This is a genomic window from Lysinibacillus sp. G4S2 (assembly GCF_030348505.1).
Classification (GTDB): domain Bacteria; phylum Bacillota; class Bacilli; order Bacillales_A; family Planococcaceae; genus Lysinibacillus.
In genome coordinates, this window is the sequence record NZ_JAUCFJ010000002.1 from 3,406,877 (window position 1) to 3,419,096 (window position 12,220).

Annotated in this window: 8 protein-coding genes and 1 pseudogene; 1 reads left to right on the forward strand and 8 read right to left on the reverse strand. The window is 33.4% G+C overall.

Features of this window, described 5'->3' with window-relative positions; translation table 11 throughout:
• Positions 1-294 precede the first annotated feature (294 nt).
• The gene (locus QUF91_RS17550; RefSeq protein ID WP_289418798.1) at positions 295-1,599 is read right to left on the reverse strand and encodes a hypothetical protein; all 1,305 of its coding nucleotides are present in this window, start codon (positions 1,597-1,599) and stop codon (positions 295-297) included.
• Between the two features lie 190 nt (positions 1,600-1,789).
• On the reverse strand, positions 1,790-4,645 hold the full coding sequence (locus QUF91_RS17555; RefSeq protein WP_285394468.1) for a hypothetical protein: 2,856 nt from the start codon (positions 4,643-4,645) through the stop codon (positions 1,790-1,792).
• A 364-nt stretch (positions 4,646-5,009) separates the two neighbouring features.
• Here QUF91_RS17555 and QUF91_RS17560 point away from each other — a divergent pair, with 364 nt between their 5' ends.
• Entirely contained in the window at positions 5,010-6,137 is a 1,128-nt protein-coding gene (locus tag QUF91_RS17560; RefSeq protein WP_289417678.1) for an IS4 family transposase, read from the forward strand.
• A gap of 32 nt (positions 6,138-6,169) precedes the next feature.
• Here QUF91_RS17560 and QUF91_RS17565 read toward each other — a convergent pair whose 3' ends face one another.
• From QUF91_RS17565 to QUF91_RS17595, 6 genes and pseudogenes are all read right to left on the reverse strand, one after another.
• Positions 6,170-7,693 carry an SMI1/KNR4 family protein gene (locus tag QUF91_RS17565; protein WP_285394467.1) on the reverse strand — a complete coding sequence of 508 codons (1,524 nt, stop codon included), beginning with the start codon at positions 7,691-7,693 and terminating at the stop codon, positions 6,170-6,172.
• Between the two features lie 36 nt (positions 7,694-7,729).
• Positions 7,730-8,283, reverse strand: a pseudogene (locus tag QUF91_RS17570) (SMI1/KNR4 family protein).
• A gap of 63 nt (positions 8,284-8,346) precedes the next feature.
• Positions 8,347-9,039, reverse strand: a complete 693-nt coding sequence (locus QUF91_RS17580; protein ID WP_289418803.1) for an endonuclease V — start codon at positions 9,037-9,039, stop codon at positions 8,347-8,349.
• A gap of 143 nt (positions 9,040-9,182) precedes the next feature.
• A complete protein-coding gene (locus tag QUF91_RS17585) occupies positions 9,183-11,519 on the reverse strand; it encodes a sensor histidine kinase (RefSeq protein WP_289418804.1) in 2,337 nt (778 codons plus the stop codon).
• Positions 11,510-11,668: a competence pheromone ComX gene (gene comX, locus QUF91_RS17590; protein ID WP_285398243.1), complete on the reverse strand. Its 159-nt coding sequence runs from the start codon at positions 11,666-11,668 to the stop codon at positions 11,510-11,512. Before comX ends, QUF91_RS17585 begins: the two co-directional genes overlap by 10 nt.
• A gap of 282 nt (positions 11,669-11,950) precedes the next feature.
• Positions 11,951-12,097 (reverse strand): hypothetical protein, encoded by a 147-nt coding sequence (locus tag QUF91_RS17595; protein WP_289418806.1) that lies wholly within the window; start codon positions 12,095-12,097, stop codon positions 11,951-11,953.
• Positions 12,098-12,220 lie beyond the last annotated feature (123 nt).

Here is a 12,220-nt window from a genome sequence, read left to right on the forward strand (position 1 = left end):
CTATTAAAATAAACCCCTTTTATATAACGACATTTTCGCTATATATTCGTATAATAATCAAGTTATTATGAAATGACAACATTTTTTTGAAAATTTATAATAGAAAATCGAATAAGAATAGTGTCCGAATTAACGATTAGAAACTTGGGAACCGTTGATTTATCTACATTTTTTGAATGTTCATTGAAGAAATAAAAAAGCTTAAAATTTTCTGTAACTTTTCACTTTCACAATCCATCCACAAAACAAAAAATGTCCCAAAAACCAGTAATTGGTTCGGGACATTTCTATACACTACATTAAGAGCTGATACATTTTAATCGGTCTACCACGTGTGTGCTGTAATTCTTCTCCACAAATTTCCGCTAAACCCACACTACATAAATCAGCCACGATGCGCTGGGCATTTCGTTCACTCATTTGAAGCTGTGACGCTAAATCCTTTGTCGTAAAATGCTTCCAACGCATTTTTTGGACTAGCGCCTGGATTCTTGTGTAGGTTTTAATGCTAACACTACCTTTTTTTAGTTTTTCAAGAATAGTAGGATCCTCAGCTCTATAGGAATATGACAGCTCCTCGTTATTACCGACAGATTCAATAATTGTGCCATCATCTTGAATCATGACAATATCAATCGATTCATGCTCTTTCGTTTGACGTAAAGCTCTATGCGCATTTAATTCGGCGTTAAATACCGTTTGCGCAAAACCTATTCCTGCTGTGACCTTTGCCTCCATTTCAATGGACAGCTGATACATTTTTTCCTTAATGAATTGAATCTCCCCTTCGATGGCTCCTCTCGTACTGAAAACTGTATATCTCCCATTGCCTTCCTCAATTAAAGAACCATCAACCTGTTCACATAATTGCAGTAAATTTTCCTTCATGCGTAATTCTAAATATTGAATACGATATCCTTGCTTCATTCTTTCCTTTAATGAATCAAATTCTTTTATTTCGAGCATAACAGCACCAATTTGCGTTTCTTTATAATAGGACGTTTTAATTTTTTCGGTAAATAGCTGCACGGTGTGGTAAATTTCCGTTTTTGTCGGCGATACCCAATAGGAGGGAACCCCCATTTTTTTCAGCTCTTCATCGACTGACGGATAACATGTAATTGCGAAGTCTATTTTCCCTTCTTGCCACAGCTCATAATGGAAATCAAATAATTCTTTCGGATCAATGGCCACATCAAATTCCTTCAAATACATTTTCCTCACATTTTTCTCGATTTCCACCAATCCTTCTGACGCCATTTGTGCAGGTGATGAGATAAAATCAATACTTACATTTTCGATAAATTTTTGCATTTTATAGGATTGCTCAAGAAACCCTCTATAAATAGCTGCCTCAGAAAAGAAAATATACGTTAATTTTTCCCGAGATACGCTCGTTTGTGTGGCAACTTTAAAAGGTATGTATCCAGAAAATAGCCAAAAATCAACATCTTGATCATGAGCTTCTACAATATTTTTTGTTTCTGTAGCGATAGAATAAATATACGGAATAAATTCCATATCCTGCTCGATTTCATTTGCTAACTCGATAATTTTTTCTACGGATTTTATTGGGCCAACAACACCTATTTTATACATCTTACGTTCCTACCTTCTATGTCAAGCTACACTATTTATGACAAAAAATTCTTAATTATTCTACAGATTAACTGTAATTAGTATAGCGGAAAAATGAATATTTAGACAAATAAAAGCGATAAGTTTAGTTCGAACGCTACAAAAAAACCCCGAATAAAATCGTTATTCGGGGCTACAGCAAATTAAAATATTATGGATGCATTTGTTTATAAAGAAGTTCGAGCTTTTTAGAAAGTTTGCCATAAGCAGTTTGCCATGTCTTATAGGCAGCTGCCTTTTTATCTTCTGAAGCCGCTTCGTAAGTTTTATAAAGCTCATATACTTCCGTAACTTTTTTCAAATCACTTTCCGCCTGTGTTAGCTTCGAGTAATTTTTCACTACTTTTTTCTCAGTAGAACTAAGCTTGTCATACGAAATGCGAATTTTCGTTACTTCAGTTTCTAAATTGGCAATATATTCTCCATTTTGCTCAAGCCCATTTATCATTTCCACTAAATTTAAAGCAGATTCGTGTGCAGATTGTTGTTTCGCTTCTGCTTCAATAATTTTTTTCCGAACATTTTCATTTATTAAACTCGTCTGCTTTGACGTCAATTTTGAAAATGCTTTAATAACAGTCGCCGGATTTTTTTCGAATGACTTGTCATATTGCTTCATGAATGACTCTACTTTTTTCACATCAGAGACAGCCGTTGTTAAGATAGAAGCATTTGTAACTCGTTTTTTATCACTAGAACTCAACTTATTATATTGAGTTGAAAGCTCTTTAATTTTATCTATAGATACGGTATACAAATCGTTGTTTACAATTCCAGCAATTTCATTATCTAGTTTTGATACGTCTGGAACATTTCCATCTAATAGTTTCAGTAATTTTTCATACTCAGGTTTAGCTAAATGTTGTTGGTTTGCAGGTAACTTTGCATAAGCTGTTTGCACGGTTTGAATTTTCTTGACCTGCTTCGTAACATCCCTTTCTTCTTTAGCATCCTGTACTTTTTTAAGGAACGATTTGGTACCAGAAATATCTTTGCTTGCTGCTGTTAGTAAGTCATAATTCGTCACATACTTTCGAGCTGCAGATGATAACTTTTTATAAGTCGCTGTAGCACTCTCTACTTCTTTTTCTAATTGTTCCAGTGTAAAGTTGGTGATGTTAGCAAAAGAATCGATTTGTTTTTTTAGAGCTTCAGCTTTCGCTTTATCATCTGGCACCTTCCCATCGCTACCAACAGTCACATCTGGTGAATTATTCAAAAATTCTTTTGCATTATAGACAAGTGATTGCTGTAAACTTGTTAGCTTATTATAGGCTTTAAGTGTACTGCTATAGCTTGATTTTAACTTACTCTCTGAGACTCCTGATGTTTTCTTAAGGTTTAGATAGGCATCTATATCCTTAATAACTTTTTCAGCCGTTTTAAGATCTTTTTGCAATGTTACAATACGATCATAATCTATAATTTGGGCAGCTGAAGTTTTCGTTAAGTTTTTATAATCACTGATTATTTTATTTACATTATCTACAATTTCTTTCCAAGTCTCTTTTGTTGGATTAATTGGATACTGCTTGCTTCCTAAATATGATTGAATTAATGCGTTTAATTTCACAATTTGAATTTGCTCTGCATTTTCTGCATTCTGCAACTTCTCCTTATACATATTTGGAACTAATAGCATTTGCTTGTAAGTTAACTTTTCATAAGTAGAGCGAATCGATTTTGCAGCAGTCACTTGCTTGCCTGGTGTATCATTTGGCAACAATTTATCAAATGATTTTAAAAACTGCTCAATTTTCTTAATATCTTGCTTCGCTTCTTGTAAAATTGTTTGGTTTTGTACGATTGCTTTATAATCTTTTGACAGCTTCGACATTCGAGTTTCAATTTTGTTCACTTCCGCTTGTAAAGATTCTAAGCTAGAAGGGACATATTTGATATAAGAATTTTCGTAGGATAATAATGCCATAATTTGTTTATTAATCTCTCTTACTTCTGTAAGCTCATTAATATTTGACGGGTTATGCAATGCTACTTTAATCGCATTGTATAATTCATCATTGACATCTAAACTGCGCTGTAAATAGTCAAGCTTATTATAATCCGCTTCAAGATTTTTCAAAAACTGAGGTAAATCTTTTTCACTAACGCCTTTATCTTTTAACTTATCCAACTTTCCATTTAATGCATTTATTGCTGCAATATCTGCAAGTGCTCGCTTCAAGACATCATAATTAGTAACATTCGCCTTTGCAGCACTCGATAGAGATTGGTATTTTTTATCTAAGTCTTTCGCAAGTGCCTGAAATTCTCCAAAGGTTGTCAAATTATATTTGTTGCCATCCTTCAGTAAATTATTAATATTCTTCGTTAATGTCTCTGTAGGTTCTTTAGATACTGTAAGAACTTTTGAAGGAGGCGATTCTAGTGTCCGTGTACCTACTTTCGCAGTTACTTTCACCATAATATCTTTCGGTTCCTTGTCTAAGGCATCAGTAGGAATTGTATATGTTGCTCCCGTTGCCCCATTAATAATTGAAAAGACTTCTCCTACTTTATAAAACCATTGATAGCTATATGTAATTTGGTTACTTTGTAATTTCACACCATTTACATCGATCACATCTGCTACCACTTTAACAGTATCACCTGGTGTCACATAGTTAGTTGATGAGTAGCCTTCAAAAATTGGTTCACCAATACTTAAATTCAATGGCTTTATCGTACATTTATTACTTTCATAGGTTTTATTTGAAGTTATCGCTTTTACAATTATAGTTTTATTTTCTGCCTCAACAGGTACTTTTAAAGATATACCTGTAGCGCTAGGAATGAGTTTTTCCGAACCATCCGCTTCAATATAGTACCATTGATAACTGTTTACATATGTATTAGGCGGCAAATTTTTTACATCCGCTGTAATTACGTCATTGACCTTCGCATCTGCGCTTATTTTTATCGTTAATCCTTCTTCTGCCCCTACTACTGCTGGTGCAACAATGACTGCAGGTATTGCTGCAACTGAAAAAAGAAATTTTTTATTCAAGTCGATTGTCCTCCTTTATACCTTCTAAACATTTATATCGGTATGAATCTCAAAATTTCCCTCTATTTTGGAAATCTATCCAAAAAAGGAGATAGTGCTCACATCCTCGAATGCAAATAATATTTTTTTGACATCTGGAACTTCAACTTTTTTGATATGTTGCTTTAAACACATAAACTATTAAGCGCATTTAACGAATAAAACCAAAGAGGCATCTCAATGAAAGATTTGAGATACCTCTTTTCATGTATTTTAACACGCGTGTTGATTATCTAATTTCTTCCAATAAAAATTATACAAAAAGAGAGATTCTCATGTAAAATGTTAGTTACTACACAAACAATTACGAAATGAGGAATCTCTCTTGAACAAGAATAACACGATTTTTACACTCATTCAAACCTTTCTTTCAGAGGAAGAATGGCAATCAATCTTAAGCGAATTCGGTTATGTAGAAACAGCACGAAAATGTACAGTTCCCACGCTCATTTCGTATTTAATTGGTGCTGCCACGAACGAGTGGAAAAGTTTACGCCACGCAGCGGATGTGGGTCCAAGTAACGGTCTTGTTTCGGTGAATCATTCATCGCTTTCTAAACATTTAAAGGCACTTGATTATGGCATCATCAAACGAATTTTTGAAGTGATTGTCGGGAAGCTCAACCGTGCAGCTCGTCGTAAATTGAAATTGCCGAAAAGATTATTAGCCGTTGATTCAACTACCATTACAGTAGGCAAAACAAGATTACCTTGGGCTGTCTATCACGGCGAACGTTCAGGAATCAAATTACATGTTAGTTTTACTAATGAAACTGCGATGCCCTTAAAAGTCGTAGAAACAACCGGTTTAAAACATGATGGTCCCATTGGCGAATTCCTTGAAGATAAAAGGTTTATCCTCGTTTGTGACCGTGCCTACTTTTCTATTGATAAAGTCGATCGCTACCTGAAAGAATATCAACATTTTGTGTTACGTTTAAAAGACAATGTGCAATTAAATCGCAAAAAATCGCTCCAAGGTAGTCGTACCAACGATTCCAATGTGACAGCTGATTTTACTTGTACGCTTGGGACGCCACAAAAACAAACGAAAAAACGCCATCGTGTCGTTCAATTCATAGATCATGAAGATAAAGAAATACGTGTCGTGACAAGTTTAATGGATATCACCGCTGAAGAAATTGCCAACATGTATAAGTCACGTTGGGCGATTGAAAATTTTTTCCGTTGGATTAAACAAAACTTGAACGTACCTGTTCTATTCGGAACAACAAAAAATGCTGTATTCAATCAGCTATTCGTAGCCCTTATTGCCTATGTTTGTTTGAAATTTCTTCATACACAAGGGAATAAGAAAAATAATATCAAACCCTTATCATTCGTAGGTTTTACACGGATGTTTCTTTGTGCTGCCCTGCCAATAGAATGGCGAATCAGGGTGAAAGAAATCCTGGTGTTTCATTGGAACATAAATCATTCAACTACTGTATAATTTTGGTTAATCAACACGTGTGGTATTTTAATTTAAATTTTATGGGTATCTAAATACTGATGCCATACTTTATCTTCCTCATCTGACATCTCCCCAATAATTGTGGAAAAGTCAATCGTTCGACGAAAAAGGTCTTTTAATAAATGAAACTGTTCGAATGATCCTGTAAATATTTTAAGCGAAGAAGAATTGGCAATAACCTCAAGATTGCCAATCGTCGCCCCATTTAATTCTATACTGCTTAAATTTTTTAGTGCGCCAATTGCTCCCCCATCCTCTAATACTGTATCATGTAAAATGATTTCTCGCAGTGAATAACTGGATGTAAAACAATCTATATTTTTCAAATAACAATTTTCAAATTTCATCACTTGTAAATTCTTTAGGTGACTTAACTGTAATAAATCCTCTTCTTCAATATTTCGCAACTGGTGAATATACAATTGTTTTAAGGTAGTAATTTGAGATATTTGTTTTAACTGTTCTTTACTCACTATTGAAATTGATAAGGATTCAAGCGCTTGGCATTGTGGAAGGATTGAAAAATCTTTAACATCCGTTTGTGCCATTTCTAATTTTTTTAATCGCGGAATATTTACTAACGGTGTTATATCGAAAACTTTTGTATGATTAATATTTAATTCTTGCAAATACTCGAGGTTCGCTAATGGCGTTAAATCACTTAGCGGATTCTTAATTAAATAGAGTTTTTTTAAAGATAGCATGTTATTTAAAGGTTTTAAATCAGTCAGTTGATTGTTTGTTAAGATTAATTCTTTAACTTCTGTACAAAATCGTAACGGTTTAATATTCGTGAGTTTATTCCCAATTAAATAGAGTTTCTTTTTTTTCATAAAATTCTCAGGATCAGAAAACTCTTCTTGAACTATTTCTTTCCATAGAGAGTCCAAATCTTGCATCCATTTGGTTGCATCCTTGTTTGAGATTTGAGAAGATACTGGATTTAGAACGGGCAATTCAATGGCGTTTAGTACATCTAAAAAATGCGTGCTATTTTCATAATTCCAGTAGATATAATCCTCTTCTTGTTCAATTTGATAATTCCCCTGTAAAATCGTTTCAGAAATAAATAGTAGGAAATCTGATAATTGATTTGCTATAACATACTTTATTTCCTCATCTCGCCCAAAATTAATGACTTGTCCTATTCGCCCTTTATGATCTGGATCGACATCAATGCCGATATTATTGCCACCAAAATCTTTACTAATAGGTATCCAATAACGATTAATAGACCTCTCTTTTATATATCCAGTTGGGACAGAATAAGAAGCACCTTCCAATGCATGTTCTTCTTCTAACTGTTCCCATACTTGCAATTCCTGCAAAACATCATTTAATGGTAAAAACGGCAATCCAAAAAACAAACCTGGTCCGTCTTCCTTCTCTCCGTTATGCATTAGATAAAGCTCCCTCAATTCATCAGGAAATTTAATAGCCATCTCATTTTCTACCTTCTGTATCTCTTCCTCAGAAGCTGCTGGATTTAAAAAAGGTGAAAATAGTTCGTCTAATTGAACCTTTAATTTCTTCATTATCAACTGAATCATCTTCGTATCCCATCTCCTTATTCAAATATCAGAATCATTTTCTTCACACCCGCTGAAAGAAGTTAAACAGATTTCTATAAATTTAAAAAGACCCTTTGCATCAGTTGTTCGGTCTCCCCAATCATGCCAAAAATACAACACCTGACCCACTACTCCTTCTTCGGTTGGATCTGTATCAAGACAAAGATAATCGCCTCCACCATTTTCAGCAATCGGAATCCAGTTTCGATTCCAAAGCATTGGTTTAACATCCACACCATACTCTATATCTGGGAACAAATCATCTGGGTCAAATTCCTCCTGTAGAAACTTCCAATTTTCAATTATTTCCGAAATAGGAGAAAGTGTTAAATTTCTAACAATAGGCTCTACCCCTAAAGTCCAATTTTGCCCATTATAAATGCTATAAAAACTTTTCATCTCCTAGGTAGAATAAGATTTAAAGTTTTTTCGATTAGTTGGAATTCTTCAGCTGTAGCACCTGGTTGAAGATTCAATACTTCTTCACCATTTACGCCTAGCTTTGAATGATTTTTAATGATACGATCCCACAAATCTTTAGCTTGAGTATTCATTTGTAACCTCCACTCTAAATTTTTCCACAAAGAAATTTATCCTACTTAAAGATACCGCCATATTCACACATTATCTTTATGCAATTTCCTTGCCTGATGAGTTGCTAAATCCGCATATCTTGTAGGTATTGGTAAACGGCTATCTTTTTCAATAAAATGCATCGTTATGTTTGTAGCTGTTTCTATATCAATCTTGTTTCCACATGAAACAAATATAGGTTTAACATCCTTTCTGCTTCTTAGAGCACGACCATATACTGCCCCATCAATGACAATATCCGTAAACGCTCCTGCTTTATTTTCCGGCATGATAAAATCCGTATTTTCAATTTTATAATACGTTTTCGCTACGCCAATTGTCGGTTTTTCTAAGTAGAAAGAAGCATGGGTAGCAACTCCCATATTGCGCTTATGTAAATAACCATTTCCATCGAACATATAAAGGCTTGGATTTGTTTTCAACTTTTTTACAGCTTCTAAAATAAGAGGCAATTCACGAAAAGCTAAAAACCCAGAAATATAAGGAGTTGTAATTTCATCCATGTAATCAACTTGTTCCACTAACTTTTTTGAACAAAAGTCAAAAACCTGAATGCAACAAACTCCATATTCTTTATTATTTTCAGCCCAATAGGCAATATCCACTCCTGCAACAAGCTTAATTTGCTCATCAGAAAAATTGTTTTGTAGAGAAATACGCTTTCTTAATTCATTTTGTTGCGTTGTATAGTTTAGGATCATTTCTTCTATTTCCATGAAGTTGATCATCTCCCTTCTATACAACTATACACAAATAATGGTATTTGTCATAAAAATAGCAAAGCAAAACCTCCTAATCCATACTAGTACTGTGAAATCTGCACAATACGAAAAGGTTAGGAGGTGTAAATAATTATCTATTATCCGCTACTATGAATTGGTCTTCTATTATAGGTGTCATAGCCAAAGCAATGGGTATGATTTCCTTCATCTACTCTAATTCGAATGGACATGCCTTCTCCTACATTGGTGTTAATAGAAAACTGACCATTAAAGGCCTGGACCCGCTCTTGCATACCTCTGATCCCCATTGAATCAGCTAGAATGATATCATCCATCTTACATCCTACACCATCATCAGAATAATTGATTTCAAAACCATCTTCTTTTTCTACTAGATGAATTTCAACAGTATTGGCAAATGAGTGCTTCAAGGCATTGTTTAGCAGCTCTTGGAAAAGTCGATAAATCATCAAGTTTAAACGCTCATCCTCCAAGTAAAGACGATCGATTGTGTAAATTAAAACGAAATCGGCACGCTTATGTATTTTTTGAATAAGCTTCTCAAGCGCAGCATTTAATCCCAATGTATCTAATAAGGGTGGCTTCAAATTTTCACAGTAGCCTCTTAAGTCATTCACTGATGTAATCATATGATCATGTATTTTAGTAAGGTTCGATTGAATATCCGCCTTTTTCTTTGCATGTATAAATACATCCATTTCTCTAGCAATATGGAGCTGCTCTTGTAAAATCGTATCATGAAGTTCTTGAGCTAATTGATATTTTTCTTCCTCAAATCGTAGCCAAAGTAGCTTACTAAGCCACGGCAGCTGACTTTTATCAGCTTCCTTCATATGCTTTAACTGTTCGAGAAGCTCCTCCACCATTTTTGTATTTTCTATAAAATTATTTAAATATAAAAGTAATAATTCAAGCCATAACAATTCCTCATCCTTTAGATAAATGGATTTATTATGGTCTACAACTAGTATTCTTTTATAATTAACATCTTGGTGGATAAAGGCAATATAAAAATGATCCGTTTTCTTTATATCTCCCAAGCGAAGTTTCTCTAATAGTACTTCGTCAATTTGATTTGGTGTATATTCTTTTGATTTGCTCGTTGAAATAACTTGATGTGTTTGCAAATCATAGGTTAATACGTAAACATTATCAATCTCAAGATGTACAGCAATTTCCTTAACAAATTTCTCAAGTAAGTCCTCAATTTTTACGACCCTTCCGATACTATCAACTGTCGTATACAATCGATGAATATAATCTCCTTTTGTTGAAAAAAGAATTTTTCGCTTTTGATAATCTACTTTCTCTTTTATGTAAAAAAGTGCTATTAACGACAAAAATACAAAAAAGAATATTTCCGTCATTTTTGAAATAGATAAATCAGTAATCGAATAAAGACCCATTAATAGCCAGATCGTAAAAGCAAATGAAAAATTAAAATAATGGCGTAAACGCGTAATAAAATATTCCATATCAAAGATACGTTCAGTGAGCTGTGTAAATATAAAGCTATAAGGGATTAGCATTAAGAATAAGGAGCATACTTCGGCAGATAGTAAATAATGATTAAATAAGATTACTGGTAGTGCATATAAAAAAAGGAAAGGTAAAAACGGAATAAAAACACTAATCAATAAAATTTTTAGTTGTGGCGTTTTATGTTTAAGATACCCTCTTGTCATAATACATAGTAGGATTGTTAAAAGCATTAAAAACATCCCCAGAATAATGTATGAATGGATAAAGTAAGTAGATGGATAAATTACACTTAAAACGCTAATTAATATAGTAAATAAAGGAATTATATAAAGTGCTTTTACATTTTCAAAAAAGGCCCATTTTATATTTAAAAATTTAAAATATTCCTTCAAGAAATGAATTAATAGTACTAAGCACAGTAGCATAGTACTACGATTCACAACAATACCAACATAATCAAGTCTACTCGAAGCCCCACTACTAACATACGCTAAAGAAACAGTTAGAATAAATAGAATTAGTAAATTAATTAGGATGTTATTTTTTTGCTTATAATTTAAATACACTGTAATAAATAAACTAAGTAAATAATAACAAAAGGGAACTGCCAAAACATAATAAAATTGTTGTGGTATGTCTAAATGCTTTATTTTTACTTCAATAAGTTTTCCATCTGGCTTCATTACTAACAATTCATTTGCTGCTCTAATTACAGAATCATATTTTAGCTTAGTATCATATTCTATCCGAGTACCATCAACCTCTAAAATTGTATCTCCAGACATTACATGATTATCATCTGCCCATTTTTTGAAATATGGTTCAATTACAAACCATTGTCCATCTTTTTCCTGAACTTTAATATTTAAAGAAGGCGAGCTATAAGTTACATAGAACAGATATATACCGATTACTAAGTAGACACTTATAGCTAGCCACAACCATTTAATTTTTTTAAACCTTAGTACCAAATTAAACCTTCTGAACTGTATTCTTCATCAAAAGAATCCAGAATTGCCTTTTGTTCAATTTCTGTAACACCAAGTATAGAAGCTTTTTTTTCTTTTAACAAAGTTACTAACGACGGATTTTGCTCTAAATATTGAATCATGTTCATCATTACAAATCTCCTCATTTCATTAGTTATTTTCTTACATTTATTGCAGTCACATATTTTTTCACAAACTTGTTTTACAATTATTTTACAAGGTATTAATATCCAAATATGTAACTACAACTCCATTATACTATCTTATTACATATATTCAACAATATTTTCTACAAATTACTAAAAAACAATAGATAATGTAGTATTTTTGCTTAATATACATTTCCCCTCTTCAAATTATCAGATAATTATTACAAATATCTATATCCAAACGTGGTGACGGAAACTACGGAGTCATCGCCGGAAAGAAAAGCGACAACGAGGGATAGAAGTCCCAAGGTGACGGATAGAAATTGCGGCGACGGAAACCATGGAGTCATCGACTGATAGAAGTCTTGGAACGACGGAAAGAAAGGCGAACACGATGGATAGAAGTCCCAAGGTGTATACATTCATTATTACAATATAAAAGTAAGCGCCAAACAGCGCCCACCTGTTACTCAGGGCGCTATTTGACGCTTACGATCGAAGCATATTTACACGCGAAGGCAATAAGAAATCGTA